At 72.4% G+C, this 24874-nt stretch carries 25 protein-coding genes and 1 pseudogene; 9 read left to right on the plus strand and 17 right to left on the minus strand.

Annotated elements, in window-relative coordinates:
- The first annotated feature begins 41 nt into the window (after window positions 1-41).
- A complete protein-coding gene (locus AC07DO_RS17640; RefSeq protein WP_479060550.1) occupies window positions 42-1001 on the plus strand; it encodes an aldo/keto reductase in 960 nt (319 codons plus the stop codon).
- Here the strand turns inward: AC07DO_RS17640 and AC07DO_RS17645 are convergent.
- From AC07DO_RS17645 to AC07DO_RS17690, 10 genes are all read right to left on the minus strand, one after another.
- On the minus strand, window positions 964-1788 hold the full coding sequence (locus AC07DO_RS17645) for an endonuclease I family protein (protein ID WP_479060552.1): 825 nt from the start codon (window positions 1786-1788) through the stop codon (window positions 964-966). The genes AC07DO_RS17640 and AC07DO_RS17645 overlap by 38 nt on opposite strands.
- Before the next feature lie 205 nt (window positions 1789-1993).
- On the minus strand, window positions 1994-2416 hold the full coding sequence (locus AC07DO_RS17650; RefSeq protein WP_150186950.1) for an acyl-CoA thioesterase: 423 nt from the start codon (window positions 2414-2416) through the stop codon (window positions 1994-1996).
- A gap of 104 nt (window positions 2417-2520) precedes the next feature.
- Window positions 2521-3162, minus strand: coding sequence for a hypothetical protein (locus tag AC07DO_RS17655; protein ID WP_479060553.1), 642 nt, complete (start codon window positions 3160-3162; stop codon window positions 2521-2523).
- A gap of 98 nt (window positions 3163-3260) precedes the next feature.
- Complete coding sequence (locus AC07DO_RS17660) at window positions 3261-4148, minus strand: TIGR03619 family F420-dependent LLM class oxidoreductase (RefSeq protein ID WP_479060555.1); 888 nt, start codon at window positions 4146-4148, stop codon at window positions 3261-3263.
- A 42-nt stretch (window positions 4149-4190) separates the two neighbouring features.
- Window positions 4191-4796 carry a histidine phosphatase family protein gene (locus tag AC07DO_RS17665; protein WP_479060556.1) on the minus strand — a complete coding sequence of 202 codons (606 nt, stop codon included), beginning with the start codon at window positions 4794-4796 and terminating at the stop codon, window positions 4191-4193.
- 136 nt (window positions 4797-4932) lie between these two features.
- A complete protein-coding gene (locus AC07DO_RS17670) occupies window positions 4933-5715 on the minus strand; it encodes a hypothetical protein (RefSeq protein WP_479060557.1) in 783 nt (260 codons plus the stop codon).
- Window positions 5715-7019 (minus strand): VWA domain-containing protein, encoded by a 1305-nt coding sequence (locus AC07DO_RS17675; protein WP_479060559.1) that lies wholly within the window; start codon window positions 7017-7019, stop codon window positions 5715-5717. Before AC07DO_RS17675 ends, AC07DO_RS17670 begins: the two co-directional genes overlap by 1 nt.
- Window positions 7020-7124: 105 nt before the next feature.
- Window positions 7125-8351, minus strand: a complete 1227-nt coding sequence (locus AC07DO_RS17680; protein WP_479060738.1) for an FAD-dependent monooxygenase — start codon at window positions 8349-8351, stop codon at window positions 7125-7127.
- A 35-nt stretch (window positions 8352-8386) separates the two neighbouring features.
- Window positions 8387-8992: a cysteine peptidase family C39 domain-containing protein gene (locus AC07DO_RS17685; RefSeq protein ID WP_479060560.1), complete on the minus strand. Its 606-nt coding sequence runs from the start codon at window positions 8990-8992 to the stop codon at window positions 8387-8389.
- 32 nt (window positions 8993-9024) lie between these two features.
- On the minus strand, window positions 9025-10236 hold the full coding sequence (locus tag AC07DO_RS17690) for a pyridoxal phosphate-dependent aminotransferase (protein WP_479060562.1): 1212 nt from the start codon (window positions 10234-10236) through the stop codon (window positions 9025-9027).
- A gap of 94 nt (window positions 10237-10330) precedes the next feature.
- Between AC07DO_RS17690 and AC07DO_RS17695 the strand changes: the two genes are divergently transcribed.
- From AC07DO_RS17695 to AC07DO_RS17720, 6 genes are all read left to right on the plus strand, one after another.
- A complete protein-coding gene (locus tag AC07DO_RS17695; RefSeq protein ID WP_479060564.1) occupies window positions 10331-10996 on the plus strand; it encodes a winged helix-turn-helix transcriptional regulator in 666 nt (221 codons plus the stop codon).
- Between the two features lie 77 nt (window positions 10997-11073).
- Window positions 11074-11676, plus strand: coding sequence for a TetR/AcrR family transcriptional regulator (locus AC07DO_RS17700; protein ID WP_479060739.1), 603 nt, complete (start codon window positions 11074-11076; stop codon window positions 11674-11676).
- Window positions 11673-12503 carry an alpha/beta fold hydrolase gene (locus AC07DO_RS17705; RefSeq protein WP_479060565.1) on the plus strand — a complete coding sequence of 277 codons (831 nt, stop codon included), beginning with the start codon at window positions 11673-11675 and terminating at the stop codon, window positions 12501-12503. The genes AC07DO_RS17700 and AC07DO_RS17705 overlap by 4 nt, the downstream gene beginning before the upstream one ends.
- Window positions 12504-12632: 129 nt before the next feature.
- Window positions 12633-12902, plus strand: a complete 270-nt coding sequence (locus tag AC07DO_RS17710; RefSeq protein ID WP_479060566.1) for a DUF1905 domain-containing protein — start codon at window positions 12633-12635, stop codon at window positions 12900-12902.
- Between the two features lie 135 nt (window positions 12903-13037).
- On the plus strand, window positions 13038-14297 hold the full coding sequence (locus AC07DO_RS17715; protein ID WP_479060567.1) for a serine hydrolase domain-containing protein: 1260 nt from the start codon (window positions 13038-13040) through the stop codon (window positions 14295-14297).
- A 56-nt stretch (window positions 14298-14353) separates the two neighbouring features.
- Window positions 14354-15259, plus strand: coding sequence for a HipA family kinase (locus AC07DO_RS17720; RefSeq protein WP_479060569.1), 906 nt, complete (start codon window positions 14354-14356; stop codon window positions 15257-15259).
- 28 nt (window positions 15260-15287) lie between these two features.
- On the opposite strand, the gene AC07DO_RS17725 is transcribed toward AC07DO_RS17720, so the two are convergent.
- From AC07DO_RS17725 to AC07DO_RS17750, 6 genes and pseudogenes are all read right to left on the minus strand, one after another.
- Window positions 15288-15929, minus strand: a complete 642-nt coding sequence (locus AC07DO_RS17725; RefSeq protein WP_479060571.1) for a fasciclin domain-containing protein — start codon at window positions 15927-15929, stop codon at window positions 15288-15290.
- A gap of 54 nt (window positions 15930-15983) precedes the next feature.
- Complete coding sequence (locus AC07DO_RS17730) at window positions 15984-17579, minus strand: sulfite oxidase (RefSeq protein ID WP_479060572.1); 1596 nt, start codon at window positions 17577-17579, stop codon at window positions 15984-15986.
- A gap of 84 nt (window positions 17580-17663) precedes the next feature.
- The gene (locus AC07DO_RS17735; RefSeq protein WP_479060574.1) at window positions 17664-18449 is read right to left on the minus strand and encodes an anti-sigma factor; all 786 of its coding nucleotides are present in this window, start codon (window positions 18447-18449) and stop codon (window positions 17664-17666) included.
- On the minus strand, window positions 18446-19030 hold the full coding sequence (locus AC07DO_RS17740) for a sigma-70 family RNA polymerase sigma factor (RefSeq protein WP_479060575.1): 585 nt from the start codon (window positions 19028-19030) through the stop codon (window positions 18446-18448). The genes AC07DO_RS17735 and AC07DO_RS17740 overlap by 4 nt, the downstream gene beginning before the upstream one ends.
- Before the next feature lie 166 nt (window positions 19031-19196).
- On the minus strand, window positions 19197-20816 hold the full coding sequence (aceB, locus tag AC07DO_RS17745; RefSeq protein WP_479060577.1) for a malate synthase A: 1620 nt from the start codon (window positions 20814-20816) through the stop codon (window positions 19197-19199).
- Window positions 20817-21153: 337 nt separating this feature from the next.
- A pseudogene (locus tag AC07DO_RS17750) lies at window positions 21154-21756 on the minus strand (nucleotidyltransferase family protein); the annotation flags it as partial.
- Between the two features lie 222 nt (window positions 21757-21978).
- Here AC07DO_RS17750 and AC07DO_RS17755 point away from each other — a divergent pair.
- Entirely contained in the window at window positions 21979-22266 is a 288-nt protein-coding gene (locus tag AC07DO_RS17755) for a DUF5955 family protein (protein WP_479060579.1), read from the plus strand.
- A gap of 106 nt (window positions 22267-22372) precedes the next feature.
- Here AC07DO_RS17755 and yczR read toward each other — a convergent pair whose 3' ends face one another.
- On the minus strand, window positions 22373-23845 hold the full coding sequence (gene yczR, locus AC07DO_RS17760; RefSeq protein ID WP_479060581.1) for a MocR-like transcription factor YczR: 1473 nt from the start codon (window positions 23843-23845) through the stop codon (window positions 22373-22375).
- Between the two features lie 101 nt (window positions 23846-23946).
- Here yczR and AC07DO_RS17765 point away from each other — a divergent pair, with 101 nt between their 5' ends.
- The gene (locus AC07DO_RS17765; protein WP_479060583.1) at window positions 23947-24447 is read left to right on the plus strand and encodes a universal stress protein; all 501 of its coding nucleotides are present in this window, start codon (window positions 23947-23949) and stop codon (window positions 24445-24447) included.
- Window positions 24448-24874 lie beyond the last annotated feature (427 nt).

A 24874-nucleotide genomic window follows, 5' to 3' on the forward strand; every position in this document is an offset into this window, starting at 1 on the left:
ACGCGATCGCGCGCACCGGACGTACATCGCAGGATCTGCCCATGGCAACCACGGAGAACACCAGGTCAGCCCCCGGCGCGGCGAGCAGGGCGACGGCCGCCGCGGCCGGCTCCCACCTCCTCGGCGGCGACCGCCCCGTGCACCGCATGGGTTTCGGCGCCATGCGTCTGCCCGCCGGCGGCTGGGACGGTCCCGCGCACGACCCCGACCGCGGCATCGCCGTGCTGCGCCGCGCCGTCGAGCTCGGCGTGAACCACATCGACACGGCCGCCTTCTACTTCTACGAGGGCATCGCGGCCAACGACCTCATCCGCAAGGCCCTCCATCCGTACCCCGACGACCTGGTCATCGCCACCAAGGTCGGCCCGGGTCGCCTCCCGGACGGCAGCTGGACGGACCCGGCCGACCCGGCGGAGCTGCGCGCGGCCGTCCACCGGAACCTGCGCGAGCTGGGCCGGGACCACCTCGACCTCGTCCACCTCCGCTTCCTGCGGACCGACGGGCCCGGCGGGGACCGGTTCGCCACGCTGGCGGACCTGCGCGACGAAGGCCTCATCCGCCACCTCGGCGTCAGCAACGCGACGCCCGGACAGTTCGCGGAGGCGCAGGACATCGCGCCCGTCGCAGCCGTCCAGAACAGGTACAGCCCGCTGACGCGCGACCACGCGGAACTGGTCGACCTGTGTGCCGCGCGGAACATCGCGTACGTCCCGTACTTCCCCTTCGGCGGCGCCGGAGCACCCGACCTCACGGCGCTCCGACGCGTGGCCGACCGGCACGGCGCCACCCCCGCCCAGGTCACCCTGGCCTGGCTGCTCGCCGTCTCCCCGTCGATGCTCGCGATCCCCGGCACGTCATCCCCGGACCACCTGGAGGAGAACGTGGCGGCGGCCGCGCTCCGGCTCGACGCCGAAGACCTCGCGGAATTGAACGCGCTCGGCGACGGGTCCCGTCAGGGGGAGGTCACCAGACCTCTTCCACCCACTCGGGGTGGTCGATGAACGGGTTCCTGTTGTGCTGGAACTTGTCGAAGATGACCTGGTTGCGGTTCTTCTCGAACGTGTCCGGCGGGTCGGCGTCGCTCCACTTCTTCAGGACGGAGAGGCGGCCGATGGCGGGGGCGCTGCCGTTGTCCACCTTGTCGTTGGGCTCCAGGTCGGGGAAGCCGTTCTCGCCGTCGTAGCGGACCGCCATGTACAGGATCATGCGGGCCACATCGCCCTTGACGGCGTCGCGGGGCTCGAAGGAGTCGCCGTCGGTGAGGCTGCCGGGGGCTCCCTCGACCGCGCTGCCGCCGTTGTCGAAGTCCTTGTTGCCACGGATGCTGTTGACCGTGACGTCCTCGGGGCGCAGATGGTGGACGTCGGTGCCGGGGCCCGTCGCCGTGCCGAAGTCGCCGTGGGACTTCGCCCAGACGTGCTCGCGGTTCCAGTCGCCCTGGTCGCCGCCGCTGCTGCTCTTGCTCCGCGAGGTGCCGGAGTACAGCAGGATCACGTTCGAGCTGTTGGCCGGGTCCTCGTCCGTTGTCTTGAGGGCGTCCCAGACCTGGTCGTACGAGAGCTTGGTCTGCTCGCTGATGATCGTGTGCAGCGCGGACCTCAGCTCGGGTCCTGTCTTGCCGAGCGCGTCCTTGTAGTACGTGTCGTCGTAGGCGCCGACGGCCGTGGGGGCCGGGGCGGGTGTGGGGGAGGGGGTGGCCGTGGCGGTGGCCGGCACGGTGATACCGGCGAGTACCGCGGCCGCGGTCAGGGCCAGGGGTTTCCAGCGGCGTACGCGCGGGACGGGCATGTGGGGGTGTGTCCTTTCCCGGTGGCCTCGCGCGCCGCGCGCCCGTACCGACGAGCATGCGGTCTACGCGAGTTGACTGATCAACCATCGGGAGAGTGGCACGGATGTGCGTACGACTGTGTGAACGTATCGCAGTGGTTGGGTGATGATGTCATGTACACGGGGCTGAGTGGGCGGGGGCTCTCCTCGGTGACAACTCCCGCCGCTACAGCCCCATCACCGTCGCGTCCGTCGCCAGAGCCCTGAAGTATTCGCGCGGATCCGCCACGAGCCGCCGCTCCTTGAGGTCGAGCAGCCCCCCGACGGAGGAGATCGTCGCGGCGACCGTGCCGTCCGCCTTCGTGATCGTCTGCTCGACGCCGAACGTCTTGCGCTCGCCCCACACGAACGCGCAGCTCACCGACGTCTCGTCACCCGCGAGGAGTTCGCTCCGGTAGCGGACCGTGGTCTCCAGGACCACCGGGCCGACGCCCTTGTCCAGGAGGTCGGTCTGCGCGATGCCGGCCGCGCGCAGCAGCGACCACCGGGCGTGCTCGGCGTACTGGAGGTACACGGCCTGATTCAGGTGGCCCTGGGTGTCCGTCTCGTATCCACGGACGGCGACACTCACGGAGTAGGGCTCTGTCACGGTGTTCCCTTCGCTGGACCGGTCGGTCTTCATCGGGTGGTGCTCGATGCGTTCAACTCGGTTGGTACGTAAGGCATTCCGATGGCAACACGTGCCCCCGGCGTTCACACCCGCCGCGGCGACGCCAGCACATAGCGCCCGCCCCCGCGCGGTTCCGCGTGTTCACCCGCCTGCCAGCCGGCCCTTTCCAGGGCGGCCGCACACGCCCGTATGCCCTCCGGTGTCGGCTCCCGCACGGCGACGGCCTCCGGCTGCGGGGTGGGCGAGACCCGGTAACCCGGCCGGTCGGGGCCCGCGGGTTGGCGCCCCGCGGCCTCCAGGGCGAGGGCCGCCGCCTGCACCAAGTGCGTGCGCTCCCAGGCGCAGGGGCGCTCCGTCGCGCCGTCGGTGTTCGTCATGCGGCGCAGTTCGACCAGGCCCTCCCAGGCGCTGCGGACCTCACGCGCGCGGGCGGGGCCCTCGGAGCCGGACCGCTCCGTCTCCGTGCCGGTGCGCGCGGCGAAGACACCGGAGGGTGCGGGCGCCGGGGGTGGTGGTTCCGGGAAGGGCGACGCCGGGGCGGCGCCCTCGTCCCGTATCCGATGGCCCGCCGGTGTCAGGAAACACGCGTGCGGGGGCCGGGGGTGGCGGAAGGCGAGGCGCGCCCGCACCAGGGCCGTCAGCTGGGCCTCGCTGCCGGAGAGGCGGCCCGTCCCCGGCTCCGCGGCCTCGATGATCCGTCGCTGAGCCGCTGTCGGAGGCTTCATCGCGCGCACCCCTTCCCCGGGCCGGTTCCGTCGACCGGTCAGGTCAACTGCTACCGATGGTGCCCTGAGCCACTGACATCAGGAGCTCGCCACCGGCATCAGGAGCTCGCCACCGACATCAAGAGTTCGAGGACCCGGCGGTCCTCGTCGGCGTCCGCCCGCTCCCCGGGGCCGCCCGGGTACGTGTCCAGGAGGACGTCCGTCGCACCGAGACCGGCCAGCGTCTCGAGGTCACCGCGGATCTGGTCGACGCTGCCGTGGCCCAGCGGACGCTCCGGAGTGTCCTGCCGCTCGCCGATGAGGATCTGGAGGCGCGGCGCCAGGTCAGGCGCGGGACGGCCCGCGGCCTCGGCCTCCGCTGCGATACGGGGGAGCGCCTCGTCCAGCAGGGCCCGGCTCGGCATGAACGGATGCCAGCCCTCGCCGAGGCGGGCCGCGCGGCGCTGCGCGGCGGGGGAGTTGCCGCCGACCCAGACCGGCAGCGGGCTGCTCGCGGGGGCCGGTGCGGTACGGACTCCGTCGTACGAGACGTACGTGCCGTGGAAGGACGCCGGGTCCTCGCGCCACGCGGCGCGGATCGCCGTCAGGTACTCGTCGGTGATCGCGCCGCGCTCGCGGAAGGGGACGCCGAGCACCTCGTACTCGGCGGCCGACCAGCCCACCCCGGCGCCCAGGATGAACCCCGCGTCGTTCAGCTGATCGATGTTGGCGGCCATGCGGGCCGTCTGCAGCGGGTGCCGGTACGGGACGACGGTGATCGTCGTCCCGAGCCGCAGCCCCGGCACCCGGCCCGCGAGGTACGCGGCGAGCACGAACTGGTCGTAGAACGGCGCCGGATAGACCTCGTGGACGTCGGGCGTCACCGCTATGTGATCGGAGATCATCGCGAACTCGAACCCGAGATCGCGGGCGTCGGTCGCCTGCCGGAGCAGGGAGTCGGGGGTCGTGCCGGAGCCGAAGTTGAGGAGGTTAACGCCGTATCGCATGACCGCAGTCTTGATGATCATCGCTGCGCGTGTCGAATGACGTCACTTCACCAGTTGCGGGCGCAGGTTCCAGCTCGCCACCACGTGCCGCCGGTGCTCCGTGCTCAGCCGGCTCACCGTGCCGGTGGCGAGCAGGAACATCGAGCCGCCCGACGCGGGCAGGCCGAGCCGGCGGGCGGCCAGGACGCGCAGGAAGTGGCTGTGGGCGAAGAGGACGACGCTGCCCTCGTTGTCGGCGAGCGCCGCGTCCACCTTCGCCAGCATGCGGTCGGCGCGCTCGCCCACCTGCTCCGGGCTCTCCCCGGGATGCTCGGGCGGGCCGAGCGCGACCCCGTCCGTGAACAGGTACCAGTCCGGCCGGGTGCGGTGGATCTCGACGGTCGTGACGCCCTCGTACGCGCCGTACTCCCACTCGCTCAGATCCGGGTCCACGCGCGCGTCCCCGAACCCGGCGAGCTCGGCGGTCTCCCGCGCGCGCTGGCGCGGGCTGCAGAAGGCCGCCCCGATCCGGAACCTGCCGATGAGCGGGGCCAGCGAGCGGGCCTGCTCCCTGCCGTTGTCGGTGAGGGGGATGTCCGTCCAGCTGGTGTGCTGCCCCGACAGGGACCACTCCGTCTCGCCGTGCCGGACGAGGAGCAGATCACCCATGATCGCGCCGTTCCTGTTCTCCCGGTGGTGGCGGGCCGTCCGGCACCGCCACCACCGAGCCTGCCACGCCTCCCGGGGCCCGCGCCCGGCGGGACCCGGCAAGCGGGGCGTCACCCCCGGGTGCTACCCCCTCGCGTTACATACCCTGCGGTACGCGCGCGGGCCGCCCCGACCCGCGCGTCAGCGCGTAGCCGCCGACGCCCGCGAGCGCCGCGAGGACACCGCCAGCCGCCGTCCAGAGCCAGCGCGAGGACCACCAGCCGCCCGCCCAGCCGTCCTCCGGCTCGACCGCGGCGACCTGCTGCTTGTCCGAGCCCGCGCCCGGCACCAGCGGCTCCGCGAGCGACCCGTCGACGGCCTGCGCGCCGCCCGCGTCGGTCGCGGTGACCTTCGCCTCGGCCCGCACCGGCAGCCCCAGGTCGTCCGCCTTGAGGTCGGTGACCGTGAGCCGCAGGTAGTACGTGCCGGGCAGCGGGTCGTTCGCCCACTGCTCCGACCAGGCCCTGACGGTCCGCAGCGAGCAGGACAGCGACACCGACGCGGCGTCCTGCGCGGCCGTCTTCGTGGGCGTGCCGAGCCGGCAGGCCTGACGGCGCCGCAGCCCGTCGTACACGTCGACCCGCCAGGTGGACGCGGCGTGCCGGGCCGCCGCGTCGGGCAGCTTCACCGTCGCGTGCACGGTGGCGCGCTGCCCGGCGTCCACGGGGAACGCCCAGTACAGGTAGTCACCCGTGGACGCCTCCGCCGTCGCCTCCTGGTCGATGCGGAGCGCGGTGGCGGTACGGAAGGACGTGCCCGCCTCCGTCACCTTCTCGGAGGCGTCGTCGTCGGCGGCGGCCGAACCGGCCGCCCCGGTCAGCGCCAGCAGGGCGGCGCCGGTCGTCACGGCGAAGCGCCGCAGCACACGTGTCGTACGCATCAGTTGGTCCTCCAGACCGCGAAGCGCCAGCGCGAGAGCCAGCCCCAGAGCAGACCGGCGAGGAAGCCGACCAGGACGAGCACGCCGAGCAGCCACCAGCCGTGGCCGAGCCCGAAGAAGGCGACGTCCGACGCGTCGTCGCCGGAGTCCACGAGGTCCACGGCCAGCTCGACGGGGAGGCCGGGAGACGTCTTCACGGCAGCGGGAGCGGAGAACGAGTTGCTGACGCGCAGACAGACGGTCTCGCTCGCCCCGTACTTGGCGTCCTCGTCGTCATCGTCCGCCTCGGGCCGCGGATACCGCAGACCCGTCGAGATCACGTCGGTGCGTCCGTCGCCGGACTCCTGGCCGCGCACGATCTCACGGCCGCCCGGCGTCTCGGCGCGCAGCAGCACGCCGTAGTCCTTGTTGACGGCCCGGTCCGCGGCGACGCTCACGGAGGCGCGCAGCTCCTTGCCCGCGGGGACGTCCACGCGGTACCAGCGGTGCTCGCCGAACTTCTCGCGGTCGGTGTAGAGGCCGGACTTCAGCTCGGGCGCTTCGGCGCACTGCGCGGCACCCTTCGCCTCCACGGGGGTGACGACCGGGTCGGCCGCGCGGTCAACCAACTGCTTGACGCGGCCCGCCAGCTCATCGGTGTGCCGGACCGACGTGTACGTGCCACCGGTGGCTTCCGCGATGCAGCTCAGCTGGTCACGGGTCTTGGCGTCGGGGACGAGGCCGAGCGTGTCGATGGTGAGGTGGATGCCCTTGGCGGAGATGTCGCGGGCGACCACGCACGGGTCGAGCGGCTGGCAGGTGTCCTCGCCGTCGGAGATCAGCACGATGCGGCGGCTGCGCTCGGCGTCGTCGTCCTTCGTCAGGTCGTCGGCGGCCTTGAGGAGCGTCGGGCCGATCGGGGTCCAGCCGGTCGGCGCGAGCGTCGCCACGGCGGTCTTCGCGTCGGTGCGGCCCGCCTTGTCGAGCTGCTCCACGGGGTAGAGCAGCTCGGTGTCCTTGCAGCCCGTCCTGCGGTCGTCGCCGCGGTAGTTGGCGCCCAGGGTGCGGATGCCGAGCGCGACCTCGTCCGGGGTCGCGTCGAGGACCTCGTTGAAGGCCTGCTTCGCGGCGGCCATGCGGGACTTGCCGTCGATGTCGCGGGCGCGCATGGAGCCGCTGACGTCGAGGACGAGCTCGACCTTGGGGTTGGGCCGTGCCGGTTCGTCGTCGTCATCGGCGGCGGCGGGACCTGCCGTGACGAGCCCGGCGGTCAGGGCGGCGAGCAGGGCGATGGCCCAGGCCGCCGGCCGTTGTCTTGTGATCATCGCCGGATAATATTGATCAAGGGTGTGCATCCCCAAAACGGCGTCAGAACGGTACGTGGAGCGACCGTCTGACCACGCATGACGTGCCGAGCACCTGGCACCGCATCAGCGCTTGAGCACGCGCCCCCCGAAGGCCCCCGACCCGTCGGCCCGCCTCCACCACGTCTCCATCGCGGCCTGGTCCATCGCCCGCCAGTCCGGCGTCGCCTGGACGAGCGCCCCGCCGAGCCGCCGTCCCAGGTCCACCATCGCGCGCCCGGAGACCGTGCGGTCGGTGTCGTACGTGTCCAGGGCGTCGTCCCAGGTGTCCGCCGTGGCGAGGGCGGACTCCAGGACCGTGGCGTCCTGCAGCGCCTTGACCGCGCCCGCGCCCGTGTGCGGCCGGGCCACCGCCGCCGCGTCGCCGACGAGCAGGACGCGGTCCGCCGTGCAGCGCGGCGCCGTGAAGTCGTACATGGGCTGGAGGAAGAGCTCGTCGGGCGCCGTCTCGCGCAGCAGTGCGCCCCAGTAGGGCGGCAGGAGCTCGTCGGCCACGAAGCCGAGGTGGGCGGTGAGCGCGTCGGTGAGGCCGCCGGGCGGCAGGCTCGTGGGGCCGGTGAGCCGCAGGTCGAGGCCGAGCCCGAGGTCGAGGTCCGGCGGCGGCGCGGTGTACAGGACCCAGTTGACCCGGTGGCCGCCCGCGCCGTCGGGGATGCGGTAGATGATCACGTGCCCGCCCGGGAAGACGGCGTACACGCAGTCGTCCTCGGCCCACAGCTCCGGATCGGCGAGCCGGGCCTCGGGGAAGGCGCCGCGCCAGGCGAGATAGCCCGCGTAGGCGGGGCGTACGTCCGCGAAGCGGGCGGCGCGGACGGCGGAGCGGTAGCCGTCGGCGCCGATCACGAGGTCGTGACGGGTGCTGTCCGTGTCCGTGGTCACCTCGACGCCGTCGGGCCCGGGACGCAGGTGCCGCACCGGGGACCCGGCACGGAAGTCCACGTCCCCCGGAACGCGGCCGCGCAGCTCCCGCCACAGAGGGCCCCAGTTGTACGTACGGAAGGGGAACGGCATCACGGCGATCTCCCGGCCCACCGGGGTGCCGGACGCGTCGTCCCGCACGTACCAGCGCCGCCGCACGAGCTGCACCCACGGCATGCCCGCGTCGAGGTATCCGGCCGACTCCAGCTCGGCGTAGCGCGAGTCGTGCACCGCGAGCCCCACGCCGCGGTCCGCGAGGTCCCCGGCGGCCCGTTCGTACACGGTGATCTCGTCCGCGCCGCCGCGGTGCGCGGCCAGGGCCGCGGCGCATCCGGCGATGCTGCCGCCCACGACGGCGACCTTGCCTCCACGCATCATGGCGCCATCCTGGCAGCCGCGGTGACCACCTGTCAGCGCAGTGACACCCCGCGCCCGGCGAAGAACGGCTCGAACGCGTCGGCGGTGAGCGCCGCCGTGCGGGTCGCCGCGTCGATGCCGGACGGATTGTGGAAGTGCAGGCGGCCGTCGGCCGTGCGCCCGGTGAGCAGGACCAGGTGGCCGCCCCTGCCCGGCGACGGGAGGTGCGGGCGGCGGATCTCGAAGTGCACCGAGGCGACGACCTGCCGTCCCTCGTCGAGGAGGGGGCCGATCTCGGCGACGGAGAGGTGCCGGTGGACTTCGGCGTCGACGCCGAACGCGTCGCGCGCGTACTCGGCGAACGGGGCGTAGACCATGCCCTTGATGACCCCGTCCACCTCGGTGTACGCGCCGTACTTGAGCGCGCCGTCCCGCAGTTCGAACAGGGGCGGCGCGGACGGACCGAGCGCCATCCGGAAGCACGTCAGGCCGCACAGGTGCCCGCACCAGCGCGCGTAGTCGTCGAGGGTGGCGGCGCCCGAGGTGCGCCAGGCCGGGTCGGCGGCGCGGTCGAAGCCCTCGTACACGATGGGCGCGACGAGGTCGGGCGAGGCGAACTGCGTGAGGACGGGTCGTCCGCAGTCGGTGCAGGGCGGCACGGTGCTCCCGGAGGTCGGCGCCGTGGCCGGCGTCACTGGCGGTAGCCGCTCAGGAAGCGGCCGATGCGGCTGATCGCCGCGTCCAGGTCGTCAGCGTACGGAAGCGTGAGGATGCGGAAGTGGTCGGGGCGGGCCCAGTTGAAGCCCGTGCCCTGGACGACCTGGATCTTCTCCTGGAGGAGGAGGTCGAGCACGAACTTCTCGTCGTCGTGGATCGGGTGGACCTTCGGGTCCAGGCGCGGGAACGCGTACAGGGCGCCCTTCGGCTTCACGCACGAGACACCGGGGATCTCGTTCAGCTTCTCCCAGGCCCTGTCGCGCTGCTCGTGCAGCCGACCGCCGGGCGCGGTGAGTTCACGGATGGACTGACGGCCGCCGAGCGCCGCTTGAATGGCGTACTGCGCGGGGGCGTTCGGGCACAGCCGCATGGAGGCGAGCATCGTCAGCCCCTCCAGGTAGCTCTTGGCGTGCTGCCGCGGCCCGGTGACGACCATCCACCCGGACCGGAAACCGGCCACCCGGTAGGTCTTCGAAAGACCGCAGAAGGTGAGGACGACGAGGTCGGGGGCGAGGGCGGCGACGCTGTGGTGCACGGCGTCGTCGTACAGGATCTGGTCGTAGATCTCGTCGGCGAAGACCATCAGGCCGTGCCGGCGGGCCAGGTCGAGGATGCCCTCCAGGATCTCCTTCGGATAGACCGCGCCCGTGGGGTTGTTGGGGTTGATGATCACGACGGCCTTGGTGCGGTCGGTGATCTTCGAGGCCATGTCGTCGAGGTCGGGGTACCAGTCGGCGGACTCATCGCACACGTAGTGGACGGCCTTGCCTCCGGAGAGGGTCGTCACGGCGGTCCACAGGGGGAAGTCGGGGGCCGGGACGAGGACTTCGTCGCCGTCCTCCAAGAGGGCCTGCACCGCCATCGTGACCAGCTCGGACACGCCGTTGCCGAGGAAAACGTCGTCCACGGAGACGTCGTCCAGGCCGAGCGCCTGGTAGCGCTGGGCGACCGCGCGGCGGGCGGAGAGGACACCGCGCGAGTCCGTGTAGCCGTGCGCCTGGGGGAGCATCCGGATCATGTCCTGGACGATCTCCTCGGGCGCCTCGAAGCCGAAGAGCGCGGGGTTGCCAGTGTTGAGGCGCAGGACGCTGTGGCCCGCCTCCTCCAGCGCGTTGGCGTGCTCGATGACGGGGCCCCGGATCTCGTAACAGACCTCGCTGAGCTTGCTCGACTGCCGGAACTCCATGCGCTGCGCCTCCCGCGACGTGTGCCACTCGGTGTTGCTTGGTTTTACCAAGTCCGCGCTTGGAAAGTCCAACAACTTGCATAGACTATGCCGCATGCCACCTCAGCCGCCGCGACCGAACGCCACCGCCCGGCCCCGCCGGAGCTACGACCAGTACTGCGCCGCGGCCCGGGGCCTCGACGCCGTGGGCGACCGCTGGACCCTGCTGATCGTCCGGGAACTGCTCGCGGGCCCGCGCCGCTACACCGACCTGCACGCCGACCTGCCCGGCGTCAGCACGGACGTCCTGGCGTCGCGCCTGAAGGACATGGAGCAGCACGGCCTGAGCACCCGCCGCAAGCTGCCCCCGCCCGCGGCGGCGTACGTCTACGAACTGACCGACCGGGGCCGCGCGTTGCTGCCGGTCCTCCAGGCCCTCGCCGCCTGGGGTGCCCCCGCTCTGGCGGAGCGCGGGCCCACGGACGCGGTCCGGGCGCACTGGTTCGCACTGCCGCTGCTGGGGTCCCTGGCGGCGCTGGACGCCGAAGGGGTGCTGGAGGTGCGGCTCGACGAGGGCGTGTTCCACGTGCGGACGGGCGGGGGCGTCGAGGGGTACGGCGAGGGGGAGGCTCCGGGTGAGCCCGACGCCCGTGTCGACCTGGACGCCGCTACGTGCGCCGCCGTCGTCCGGGGTGAACTCACCCTCGGCGAAGGCGTGCGGACCGGGCGGATCGGGCTGACGGGTGACGGCGCCCTGGCGAAGGCACTGCGCGAAACCTGACCGCGAGGATATTCGGTCACGTTCCTAGGGCTCTTAGGTTTAACCTAAGGGCCCTAGGAATGGCTGGAGGGGTGTCCATGGCGCGGGCCGGACTGACGGCGGAGCGGGTGACGATCGCCGGCGCGGAGCTGGCGGACGAGGTCGGACTCGACCGGCTGACCATGTCTCAGGTGGCGCGGCGGCTGGGCGTGAAGGACGCGAGTCTCTACGCGCACGTCCGCGGCCTCGACGATCTGCGGGGGCGCATCGCGCTGCTCGCGGCGGACGAGAAGACGATCCGCATCGCGGAGGCGACGGCGGGACGGGCGGGCAAGGACGCGCTGGTCGCGTTCGCGGACGCCTGGCGCGACTACGCCCGTCTGCACCCCGGCCGCTACACGGCCACGCAGACCCCGATCGACATCGACCCCGCGTCGGCCGCGGACGCGCCGGGTCCGCGGCGCGCGGTCGAGCTGACGTACGGCATGCTGCGCGCCTACGGCCTGGCCGAACCGGACCTGACCGACGCGGTCCGCCTGCTGCGCAGCACCTTTCACGGGTTCGTCGCGCTGGAGGCGGCGGGCGGATTCGCACACGAGCGCCCCGCCCAGGACTCGTGGAAGCGCGCACTCGACGCCCTGCACACCCTCCTTGAGCACTGGCCCTCGTCCGAGAGCGAAACCGGAGAAGAGAAGGCATGACCGAGCCGACCGTCGGAACCCTGCGCGTGAACGGCGCGACCCTGCACTACGAAGTGCGCGGCCAAGGCCCGCTCCTGCTCCTGATCCCGGGAGGGACGGGCGGCGCGGCCTCCCTCGCCACGGTGGCGGCCGACCTGGCCGACGCCTCCACGGTGGTGACGTACGACCCACGGGGGATGGGCGGGAGCAGGCTGGACGACCCGGAGGCGGAACAGAGCGTGGAGGAGCACGCCGAGGACGCGGCCCGGCTGCTCGACCTGCTCTCGCCCGACGCGCCCGCCCGGGTGTTCGGCTCAAGTTCGGGAGCGATCACCGCTCTGCACCTGCTCCTCGCCCACCCGGAACGCGTGCGACGCGTCGTCGTGCACGAACCGCCGGTGGTGGAAGTCCTCCCGGACGCCGCCGCGCACCGCGCGCTGCTCGCGCGGGTCCGCGAAACGCTCCGCGACCAAGGGCTGATGCCGGCGATGGCCGTGTTCGCCGCGGGCATGCGCAAGGAGGGCGACACCGCCGAGCCCCCGGCGGAACTCCCGCCGCAGGCGGCGGCACGGGCCGAGCGGACCATGGGCGACCTGCCGTACTTCGTCGGACGCATCGTGCCGGGCTTCATGTCGTACGCGCCCGACGTCGCCCGGCTCGACGCCCTGGCGGACCGGCTCGTGCTCGCCTGCGGTCAGGACTCGCGCGGCGAGCTCCCCTACCGCCCGGCCGCCTTCCTCGCCGAACGTCTCGGTACGGAACTCCAGCACTTCCCCGGCGGCCACATCGGCCTGACCACCCACCCGGCCGAGTTCGGCGAACGCCTGCGGAAGGCATTGCACGCCTAGGACCCGCGGCTCAACGCCTCCGGCCACCACGCCGCCCGGCCGGAGCGGTTACTTTCCGCACTCGCCGCGGTCCTACTTCCGTCGAGACCTCATCGACAGGGGTCACCTCATGGACAGGCGGTATCAGTGATGGACAAGCAGTTCACCGCGACCCTGCGGAAGAGTCCGGCCGTCGGAGGCTGGACGTACGTCGTGTGGCCCGAGTCGGCCGAGTTCTTCGGCACCCGAGGCCTGGTGAAGGTCCGGGGCACGATCGACGGTCATCCGTTCCGGAGCTCGTTCATGGCCCTGGGAGACGGTACGCACAAACTGCCGGTGAAGGCGGAGGTGCGCAGGGCCATCGGCAAGGAGGAGGGAGACACGGTGACCGTCCACTTGGAGGAGCGGCTGAACGCCTGACGCCCCCGTGGCACCGGTGTATCGCGGGCGTATCGGAAAACGCATACGTCCCCGCAACGGCCGCGCGCCTTGAGTGGAGCCACGGACCGCCGCGTACCGACGGACGGTCGGTCCGTCGATCAGGAGGGGCGTGGCATGGGCTCGGATCCCGTACGGGGCGTGGGGCGGCGGCGGTTGCTCGGATGGGGTGGCCTCGCGGCCGCGGGCGCGGCAACCGGGGGCGCGCAGATGGTGGGCGCCCGCGCGGCGCACGCCGGTCCGGCGCCGGCCGATCGCCGCGCGGTCCCACCGGACACACGACCGGGCGGCGCCTACGACCGTTACGTGGCGAAGCTGGCCGCCGAGGACAAGTTCTCCGGCGTCGTACTGCTGTCGCACCGGGGCCGGACGGTGCTGTCCCGCAGCTACGGCATGGCGGACAAGGAGAAGAGGATCCGCAACCACGAGGGCGTCGCGTTCAACCTGTCGTCGGCGGGCAAGCCGTTCGGCGCCGTGGCCGTTCTGCAGCTGGCGCAGCGGGGCGAGCTGCGACTCTCGGACACGGTGGGAACCCATCTGTCGGGCTTCGCCGAGGAGATCGCCGACAAGGTGACCATCCACCACCTGCTCTCCGGCACGTCCGGGCTCAACACCCCGGAGGAGGACTCGCAACGCGTCTTCGGGAGCCGGGAGGAGGTGCACGAGTTCTACGAGGGGTGGGCCCGGCAGACGAAACCGGTGGGCCCGCCCGGCACGCCCACCGACCACGCCGGTGCCGAGGTCGCCATCCCTGCGCTGATCGTGGAGGCGGTGACCGGCATGACGTACTGGGACTACGTGGAGGAGCACGTCTTCAAGCGGTGCGGCATGACCGGCACCGCGTTCTACACCAGACCGCAGTGGCTCACCGACCCGCACATCGCGCACTCGTACATGCGCCAGGCCGACGGCAGCCGGGTGGACGCCGTCCGCAACCTGGACAAGGGCAGCCCAGACCCGCTCCAGCTGGGCAAGAACCCGGCCCGCGGCTACATCGACTTCCCCGGGGACGGCGGCTTCGCCACCGCACCCGACCTGGTCCGTTTCGCCCACGCGCTGGGCGACGGCACGGTACTGGACCGGCCCTACGCAGAACTCCTCACCGCTCCGAAGATCCCCCTGGCGCCGCGAGGGGGAGGCCTGAGGGGCGGCCGCTCCACCCCCGCCGACGCGGCGTTCGCGACGTACATGATGCCGGTGAGCCTGATCGACGGGCAGTGGCTGAACGGCCGCGCGGGCGTCAACCCCGGCAGCGTCGCCAGCTGGAACATCTATCAGGGCAGCGGGTGGGTCGGCGTCGTCCTCGGCAATCAGGACGACGTCCCGTTCCAGGAGATCATCGAGCAGGAGATGCGGGCCGTCCTCGGCACCACCTGAGCGTGCCCGCGAAAACCTGATCGTGCCCGCACCGACCCCGGCATACAGTGGCCGGTGTGCTGCGTGATGTGACTGCTGTTCGATATGTGAACCCGCTGCGGACCGGCGGGTCCGTGCCCGGTGTCGTCGAGGCCGACGACCTCGGGACGTACGTCGTCAAGTTCACCGGATCCGCCCAGGGCCGCAAGGCGCTCGTCGCCGAGATCATCGTCGGCGAGCTCGCGCGCCGCCTCGGCCTGCGCTTTCCCGAACTCGTCCTGGTCCACTTCGACCCGGCGGTCGGCGCTGACGAACCGCACCAGGAGGTCCAGGACCTGCTGCACGCCAGCGCGGGCCTCAACCTCGGCATGGATCTGCTGCCGGGCGCCGCGGACTTCACCCCGGAGGCGATCGACGTCGATCCGCTGGAGGCCGGCAAGGTCGTCTGGCTCGACGCCCTCACCGCGAACGTCGACCGCACGGTGCACAGTTCGAACCTGATGATCTGGCCCACGTTCGGTGTGCACGAGCCGAAGCTGTGGCTCATCGACCACGGTGCCGCGCTCGTCTTCCACCACCGCTGGGGTGCCTCCGCCCCCGACAAGGAGTACGACTTCCGGCACCACGCCCTCGGGGCGTACGGCCCGGACATGGCGGCCGCCGACGCCGAACTGGCGCCCCTCGTCACCGAGGACGTCCTCCGCGAGATCGTCGCCCTCGTCCCCGACGCGTGGCTCGCCGACGAGCCGGGATTCGACTCGCCGGACGCGGTGCGCGAGGCGTACGTGGGCCATCTCCTGGCCCGCGCCCGCGCCTCGGCGGCCTGGCTGCCCACGTGCTTCCCCTCCCGTGACGAACTGGCCGCCGCCGACGCACGGCGCGCCGCCGCCACCGAGAAGGGCCGGCCCGCCTGGCTGAAGCGCGTCCCCGATCTGCATGGGAAACCCGCGGCCCAGCAGGACTGGTCGACCCACCTCGGCTGACGGCGGCTGCGACAGCGGTCGGCCGATGTCAGCTCTTCGGCATCAGGACCGTGTCGATGATGTGCACGTTGGCGTTGGCCGTCTCGACGTTGCCGCAGACGACGTTCGCCGAGTCGTTCACCTTGTACGACTCTCCCGAACCGGACGTCGTGAGCTTCGACTTCTCCAGCGTGTCGTAGGAGCCGCTCTTCAGGTCCTCGGGCGCGAGCCGCTGACCCACCACGTGGTACGTCAGGATCTTGGTGAGCCGGTCCTTGTCGGCCAGGACCTTGTCCAGGCCGGCCTTGGGGATCTTCGCGAAGGCGTCGTTCGTCGGGGCGAAGACGGTGATGTCCTCGGCGTTGTTCAACGTGTCGACCAGGCCGGCCTTCTTGACCGCGGTCACCAGCGTGGACAGGGCGGGGTTGTTCGACGCGGCCGTGGCCACGGGCTCCTCCGCCATACCGGCGAAGCTGCCCTTGCCGTCCTCGGGCACGGACGAACAGGCGGGCCCGAACGGCTCCGTCATGCTGCCCATCGTCTCGGACGGCTCGGCGGCCGCGCTCTTGGACGGGCCGTCGGCGGTGTCGTCCTTGCTGTCGTCGGAGCAGGCCGTGAGGGCGAGGGGGAGGATCGCGGCCGAGGCGAAGGCGACGGCGGCGCGGCGGACGCGGGGGGCTGTGGTGTTCATGGCTTCTCCCGAAAGGCGAGTGGGCGTGCGTGGAGCGTGCGGGGGTGTTCCGGGTCAGGTGACGGTGACCACCACCAAATGCCGGCCGCTCGCCCCGTCGGGGCTCGTGCGGGTCCGTTTCGCCGTCTGGACGGCGCCCGTACGGTCGGTCGCCCGCACCGTGAGGGTGTGACCGCCCGGAGCGGCCTTCCAGGGGAAGGACCACTGGCGCCAGGTGTCGCGCGTGTCCTCGGCGGCCAGGTCGGCGATCTGCCAGGGGCCGTCGTCGACGCGCACCTCGACCTTGTCGATGCCGCGGTGCTGCGCCCACGCCACCCCGGCGACCATCACCGTGCCCGCCTCCGGCCTGGCGAACGGCTTGGGAGTGTCGATGCGGGACTGGGTCTTGACCGGGGCCTCGGCGGCCCAGTCGCGCCGTACCCAGTAGGGGTCGTACGCGTCGAACGTCGTCAGCTCGATGTCCTCGACCCACTTGCAGGCGGAGACGTATCCGTACAGTCCGGGCACCACCATGCGGACGGGAAACCCGTGCGCGAACGGCAGCGGTTCGCCGTTCATGCCGAGCGCGAGCAGCGCGTCGCGGCCGTCCATCACGTCGTCCACGGGCGTGCCGATGGTCATGCCGTCCACGGACCGCGCGACCAGCTGGTCCGCGGGGCCGCCCCGGGCCGGGGGCACGACCCCGCACTCGGCGAGCACGTCCGCAAGCCGTACGCCGATCCAGCGGGCATTGCCCACGTAAAGGCCGCCGACCTCGTTGGACACGCACGTCAACGTGATGTCCCGCTCGACCAGTTCACGCCGCAGCAGGTCCTGGAAGGACAGGTTCGTCTCACGCGTCACGCCCTTGCCGTGGATCCGCAGCCGCCAGGCGTCGGCGTCCACCTTGGGCACGATCAGTGCGGTGTCCACCCGGTAGAAGTCCTCGGCGGGCGTGAGGAAGGGGCTGATGCCCGGCACGCGCAGCCGCGCACCCCTGGGGACGGCGGAGGCGGGCGAGGAGGGGGCGGGCAGCACGATGCCTTCGCGGGATGCGATGGCGTCCTTGCCGCGCGAGGCGTTGAACGACCTGCCGAGTGCGCCGACGCCCGCCGACGCCGCGGCGGCCGCGGTCGCGGCGATCAGGAACCCGCGCCGGTCCCACCCGGCGCCGCCCGTATCCCCTGCGTCCCCTTCGGAGTCGGGGGTGAGACGGCCCGCGAGCCCGTACAGCAGCGCCGCACCGGCCACGGCACCCACCAGGGAGGGGAGCGCGTCCACGGAGCCGGACGAATCCGGCCGGGAGACGGCGGCCAGGGCACCGACCACCCCGAAGAGCAGCACACCCGCGGCGCCGAGCCGGCGGTGGCGCAGGGCGAGGAGCCCCAGCGCGATCGCCAGGAGCGCGAGCACCGTGACGATGCCGGACTGCAGGACGAGTTTGTCGTCGGTGCCGAACTCCCGGATCGCCCAGTCCTTGACGGACGCGGGGGTACGGTCGATGGCCGCGCCGCCGACCGCCACGACCGGCCCGGCCTCGGGGCGCACGGCGGAGGACAGCAGCTCGGCCGTGGCGAGGGCGGCGAACCCGGCCAGCACCCCGCTCAGAGCACCGCCCGCGGCACGCCCCAGGTCGATGTGCGGTTTCCGGCGGTTCCGTTCTGTCGTCACATGAGGTATCCGAGGCCGACGGCCGCGCGGATTGGTGGATCCCCCGTCCGTCGCGAAAGACACTGAAAGGTCGGACGGGAAAGGTCAGACAGGCAGCTCCATCAACGCCACGGGAGACGAGGTCGGCGCGTCCGAACCGCCCGCCGGTTCCACCGTGATGCCCATGCCGGTCGCCTTGCCGATCCCGCCCCGCATGAGGACCGTCGCCGCGGACCGGTCGGGGTCCATGAGGCCGGCCGAGCGCATGGATCCGCCGTCGTCGAACCAGAGTTGGTAGACCTTGCCCTTGGGGGGCCGTGCCATGCCGTCGGCGACGAACACGGCCTTGTCGAGGCTCTTGGACACGACGACCGTGCCCCGGGCCCCGTCCGCGAGCCCGCCCGTACGGGTCCTGGCGTCCGGGGCGGCGAGCACGGCGGCGAGTTCCCGCGACTGTTCCCGGGTCTGCTCCTGAGCCTGCCGGACCCGGTCGTGCGCGTCCTCCGCGCGCTGGTGCTGCCAGACCGCGGTGCCGCCGAGGCCGACGACTGCGGCGAGACAGGCCGCGAGGGCCCACCGGTAGGCCCGGTGTGTCCGGCCCGGTGCGGGCCCAGGGAAGGTCTCCGCGTCGTCCGGACCGCCGGGCGGGACGTCCGGGACGTCCTGCCGGACGGTGCCGATGCGCCGGAGCACCTCGTCCTTCAAGGCGGGCGGGGGCGCGACGGCGGAGGCGAGGGCCAGGCGTGCGACGGTCGCGGTCAGCTCCCGTACCTCCTGGTCGCAGGACGGACAGAGCGCGAGGTGCTCCTCGAACTGCGCGCGCTCGGCGTCGTCCAGGGCGTCGGCGGCGTAGGCACCGGTCAGGGTGTGCAGGTCGGCCGCGCTGTTCACGCGCTCACCCCCAGGCAGTCGCGCAGTCGGATGAGTCCGTCGCGCAGGCGGGTCTTGACGGTGCCCAAGGGGAGGGCGAGAAGCTCGGCGACCTGGCGGTAGGTCAGGCCGCGGTAGTAGGCGAGGGTCACGGACTGGCGCTGGACCTCGGTGAGGGCGCGCAGACACCGGCGTACCTGTTCGCGCTCCAGATGCGCCTCGACCTCCTCGCTGACCTCGTCGAACGCGGGGGTGCGGGCGAGCTGCGCGGCCTTGCGGTCACGGGCCGCGGCCGCCTCCACGGAGCGGACCCGGTCCACGGCACGCCGGTGCGCGAGCGTGAGCACCCAGGTCATCGCGGTACCGCGGTCGGCCCGGTACCGGGGCGCGGTGCGCCACACCTCGACCAGGACGTCCTGGGTGACCTCCTCGGACTGGGCGTGGTCGCGCAGCACTCCGCGCACGACCCCGAGAACGGGGCCCGCCACGGCGTCGTAGACACCGGTGAACGCCTGCTGATCACCGCGGGCGACCCGGGCGAGCAACTCTTGCAGATCGGGCCCGGGCGCCGACCGTGACCCGATGCGGACGACTTCATTCACGCGCAGACCCTCCAGGGCGCAGACCGACGTACACCTCTGATACGTAGCGGACGGGGTCCCGGATTGGTCGCGGTGCCACCCGAAATGGCCGAAGTGCCACGCACGTCGCCCCCGGCGCTGTGCGGTGCCGGGGGCGATGCGTGGAGTACTTCTGGCGTGCGAGGTGTCAGCGCAGCTGCTCGTACGCGGGAAGGGTGAGGAAGTCCGCGTAGTCCGCGTCCAGGGAGACCTGGAGGAGGAGGTCGTGGGCCTGCTGCCACTTGCCGGACGTGAACGCCTCCTCGCCGATCTCCTCGCGGATCGCGGCGAGTTCCTCGGCGGCGACCTTGCGGGCCAGGTCGGCCGTGGCCGTCTCGCCCGTCTCGAAGACGACGCCCGCGTTGATCCACTGCCAGATCTGCGAGCGTGAGATCTCCGCCGTGGCCGCGTCCTCCATGAGGTTGAAGATGGCGACGGCGCCGAGGCCCCGCAGCCACGCCTCGATGTAGCGGATGCCGACCTGGACGGCGTTGACCAGGCCGTCGTAGGTGGGCTTCGCGTCGAGGGAGTCGATGGCGATCAGGTCGCCGGGCGCGACGGAGACGTCCTCGCGCAGGCGGTCCTTCTGGTTGGGCTTGTCGCCGAGGACCGCGTCGAAGGACTTCATGGCGATCGGGACCAGGTCCGGGTGGGCCACCCACGAGCCGTCGAAGCCGTCGCCGGCCTCGCGGTCCTTGTCGTTCGCGACCTTCTCGAACGCGACCTTGTTGACCTCCGCGTCCTTGCGGGACGGGATGAACGCGGCCATGCCGCCGATCGCGTGCGCGCCGCGCTTGTGGCAGGTGCGGACGAGGAGTTCGGTGTACGCCCGCATGAACGGGGCGGTCATCGTCACCAGGTTGCGGTCCGGCAGGACGAACTTCGAGCCGCCGTCACGGAAGTTCTTGACGATGGAGAAGAGGTAGTCCCAGCGTCCCGCGTTCAGGCCGGACGCGTGGTCGCGGAGCTCGTAGAGGATCTCCTCCATCTGGTACGCGGCCGTGATCGTCTCGATGAGGACCGTGGCGCGGACGGTGCCCTGCGGGATGCCGACGTAGTCCTGCGCGAAGACGAAGATGTCGTTCCAGAGGCGCGCCTCCAGGTACGACTCCGTCTTCGGGAGGTAGAAGTACGGGCCCTTGCCGAGCTCGATGAGGCGCTTGGCGTTGTGGAAGAAGTACAGGCCGAAGTCGACGAGCGCGCCGGGGACGGCCTTGCCCTCGACCTGGAGGTGGCGCTCGTCCAGGTGCCAGCCGCGCGGACGCATGACGACCGTCGCGAGCTCGTCGGCACCCTTCAGGGCGTACGACTTGCCGCTGCGCTCGTCCGTGAAGTCGATGCGGCGCTCGTAGGCGTCGGTCAGGTTGAGCTGGCCGAGGACGACGTTCTCCCAGGTGGGAGCGGAGGCGTCCTCGAAGTCGGCGAGCCAGACCTTCGCGCCCGAGTTGAGGGCGTTGATGGTCATCTTGCGGTCGGTCGGGCCCGTGATCTCCACGCGGCGGTCGTTCAGCGCGGCCGGGGCCGGCGCGACCTTCCAGGAGTCGTCCTGGCGGACCGCGGCGGTCTCCGGGAGGAAGTCCAGGGTGGAGGTGCGGGCGATCTCTGCACGGCGCTCGGCACGCCGGGCGAGGAGCTCGTCACGCCGGGGCGTGAACATCCGGTGCAGCTCGGCCACAAAGGCGAGGGCCGCGTCGGTGAGCACCTCTTCCTGCCGGGGCAGGGGCTCTGCGTCGACGATGGCCAGCGGCGACGGCGCTAGTGCGGACATGTCCTGTCACTTCCTTCAGAGAGCTGCACGGACGGTGCCGGGCGAGCCGCCGGGCAGACGCGGTGGCACTGGGTGCCACAGGAGCCGAGGTACGGCTTCGGGGCCCCGTCCGAGGTAACGGGCCTTCTGGTCAGTGGATACTAGTTTCCTCATAGTGGAAGTTCAATGGTTTGTTGATGTCGAGATTCTTCTCGTCGACAGAACGTGTCGCTGAGTGCCATGCCGGTCACTCCACGTGCGCCGGGCCTCCCGCGGTCCCGGAGGCCGGGGTTCCGGAGGCGGGAGTTCCAGAGGTCGGGGTTCCGGTGCCGGACGGCAGGACGCCCGGGTCCGGCGCCAGGCGGTGCAGATCCTCCGCCGTGTCGATGTCGTACGCCTGTGCCACATCCCCACACTCCACGAGCGTGATCTCGCCCCTGTGCTCCCGCAAGTAATCGCGTGCCCCCCGATCGCCGACCGCACTCGCCCTGATCCCCGCCCAGTGGCCGCTCCCGAACAGGACCGGATGGCCCCGCACCCCGTCGTACGAGGCCGCCGCCAACGTCGTCGGTGAGCGGTACGCGGCACGGACCCGCGCCGTCGCCGCCACGCCGATCCCCGGCTGGTCCACCAGCGAGACCAGCGCGGCGGACGCACCCGTGCCCGCGAGCGAGGCGAGACCGGCGCGCAGCGACGACCCCATGCCCTCCTCCCACTCCGGGTTGTCGACCAGTACGCAGCCGGGGAGCGAGGCCCGCGCGCGTACGGCGTCGGCGGACGCGCCGAGGACCACGTGCACCCGCGCGCAGCCCGCCTCGCGCAGCACCCGTACGGCGTGCTCCACGAGTGGCCTGCCCCCGTGCTCGAGCAGCGCCTTCGGCCGCCCGCCGAGACGCCGTCCGCCCCCCGCGGCGAGCAGTAGCCCGACGACCTCGCCCGCCCCGTCAACCTGCGTCTTCATCGGTTCCGTCGTCATGACTCCTGGATACACGAGATGTCCGCGCCACCCGCCTCCGGAGGCGTACGTCAAAGTGGCGCACCCCGTCCCGGGAACGGTTTACTGACCCGCGGTCCCCTGGTGCCCGACCAGTAACCGGGGAGCCGAGGAACGGCACGAGAACAGCCGCACGACGGTGTGCGCGGGGGAGCTGTGTTGCGGAGCGTGGAACAGAGGCAAGGGCACGTGACAGGGAGCGACGAAGACCCGCGGGTGGCGGAGTTGCGCGCCGCCGTGGCCCGGCTGCGCCGTGAGCTCGCCGCGCACCCGGCCGAGTTCACCGACCGAGGCATCGCCGAGGACGAACTGGCCGCGCTGGCGGAGATGGCGTACGGCGGTGCCCCCGAGATCCCCAGGATGCGCAGGTCCCTCCTGCTCGTGGCCGGCGCGATCGGCTCGGTCAGCGCGCTGGCGGCGGGCCTGGCGGCGGTGCGGGTGGCCGTGGAGATATTCGGGGAACCGGGCGGGCGGTAGGGCTGGGGAATCGGTTCTGCGGCCGCCTGGTGCGACCTCGCGACGGAGTGGCACGGTGGCGGACGCCGCGACCCCGACCCCGATCCCGACCCGGCCCCCGTCGGGGTCAGGCCACCCAGTGCCTGCGGCCGACGTCGTCACCCGTCGTGGGGCCCAGGTCGCCCGACAGGGCGGTCGCCAGTCGGCGTACGGCGTGCTCCGAGAGGTCCGCGGCCAGCGTGTACGGGATGCGGAGCCGGTGCTCGTGCGTCCCCGGATCCGCGCCGAACCGTGAGCCGCCCTCGATCCGTACGCCCTGCGCGAGCACCGCGCGGGCCAGCGAGGACGCGATCGGGCGGCCCAGGTCCACCCAGAGCGAGAGCCCGCCCTGCGGCGTCCGCCAGCGCCACTCCGGCACGTGACGGGCCAGCGACGCCGCGAGCGCGTCCCGCTGGGCCCGCAGCCGCGGCAGCCGCTCGCTCAGGACGCCGTCCATGCCGCGCAGCAGATGCAGCGCCACGAGCTGTTCGATGACGGGTGTCGACATGTCGCTCGGTACCCGCTTCGTCGCCAGCTCGGTGATCAGCCGGGATCCGGCCCGCACCCACCCGATCCGCAGCCCGCCCCAGTGGGTCTTGCTCAACGACCCGACGGTGACGACCTGTTCGCCCGCACCGTGCGGCGCCAGCGAGGCGAAGGGGGCGGGCGGCGGCACGTCCAGCGCGATGTCGGCGATGGTCTCGTCGATCAGCAGCCAGGTGCCGGTGGCGCGGGCGGTCTCCAGGATGCGTACGCGCTGCTCACGCGGCATCAGGGCGCCCGTCGGGTTCTGGAAGTCCGGCACGAGGTAGGCGAGTCGGGGTGCCGCCTGCCGCAGTGACGACTCGACGAGGCCGGCGTCCCACCCGTCCTCCGTGACGGGGACGGGGACGGCGCGCAGGCCCGCGCCGCGGATCGCGTCCAGGGCGTTCGGGTACGAGGGGTTCTCGACGAGGACGCGGTCGCCCGGGCGGCACAGCAGGGCGAGGGTCAGGGACAGCGCGTGCTGGGCGCCGGTGGTGATGAGGATCTGGTCGGGGAGGGTGGGCAGGCCGCGCCGTGTGAAGCGCTCGGCGACGGCGGCCCTCAACTCCGGTATGCCGTACGGGTGGTAGCCCGGGGTCGGCGCGTGCTCGGCCAGCATCGTGCCCGCGGCGGCGAGGGCGGCGCCGAGCTCGGCCTCCGGGGCGCCCGGCGCGGCGACGGCCAGGTCCAGGACGCCGTCGCCCGCGGGGAAGGCGGCGACGCTGGACGGCCGCTGTCCCTGCGGCAGCTCGGTCCAGGTGCCGGCGCCGCGCCGGCTCATGGCGTATCCGCCCTCGCGCAGCACGTCGTACGCCGCCGTGACCGTGGCCCGGCTGATCGCCAGCGCCGAGGCCAGCTCGCGTTCGGCGGGGAGCCGGGTGTGCAGGGGGATGCGACCGTCGAGGAGCAGCGTGCACACGCCACTCGCCAGCGCGCGGTAGCCGGGGCGTTCGCCGACGCTGCCCGTCAGCAGCTTGGCCAGCTGACGGCTGCCGAGCCTTCTGTCCACGGTGTGGACCACGCGGGTGTCTGCCATGCCAACTCCTGCCGATTGGCCCTGCTGTCCAGGCCAATCAGCGTACAGACTGCGGATCAGAGCACTTCGGTCGGCGTTTGGCCTGGGGAAGGAGCATGACGATGTCAGGGCGGGAAGCGGTGGTGGTCGGGGTCAGCGGTTCGCTCGCGAGCCTCGCGGCGCTGCGGGCGGGGGCGGAGCAGGCGCGGCGCGGAGGTCGCCTCCTGGTCGCCGTCCTGGCCTGGGAGCCGCCCGAGGGCGAGGGGCTCTACCTGCGCCACCCCGACCCGGCGTGGGCGCGCCACTGGCACGCGGAGGCGCGGGCCCGCCTGGACCGCGCCTTCGACGAGGTCTTCGGCGGGCCGCCGCCGGGCGTCGCCTCCGAGCGCCGCGTGATCCGGGGCCGCGCGGGGCGAGTTCTCTGCGACCTGGCAACGCACCCCGACGCCCTCCTGGTCATCGGCGCCCACCCCCACCGACACCACATCCCCCGAACCCACCGCTACATCCACACGCACGCCACGTGCGCGGTCCTCACGGCCCCGGCACCCCCACCCCCAAAGGGCATGCGCCGCACGCTACGAAGAATGACGACAGCGGACTTCGCCCTGGCCAACCAGTAACCCACCCTCCCCGGGGCACCAGCGAGACGCACGCCCCGGCGGTTCCCTGCCCGGCGCAAGACGACGCGATGACCCCCGCCGCACGGGCGGTCACCTACGCACGCGCCCACCACACGGCGGAGTTTGCCCGGCAGGATTGCGACCCCGGTGGGGCGATTGCCCCACCGGCAGGTCTGCGCTGCGTCGGCATCCCGCCTCCGGGACGAGTGCCCACCCCCGCCGAAGCCACCGACCTCAGAGCGGATGCGGCTACCCGACGGGGGGCGGCCAGGTTGCGGTGCAGGGAGGCCTGCCATCGGGCGGGGTTTCTAGGGTGAGGCCGGAGTGCCGGGCTGCCGGGGGACTGCGGCGAGGCAGGGCTCCTGCGGCAAGGCCGCGGTGCCGAGACGTCCCCGCCCGGCGGAGCCCCTACGGCATGGCTGTGGTG

Source organism: Streptomyces sp. NPDC045678 (assembly GCF_056432085.1).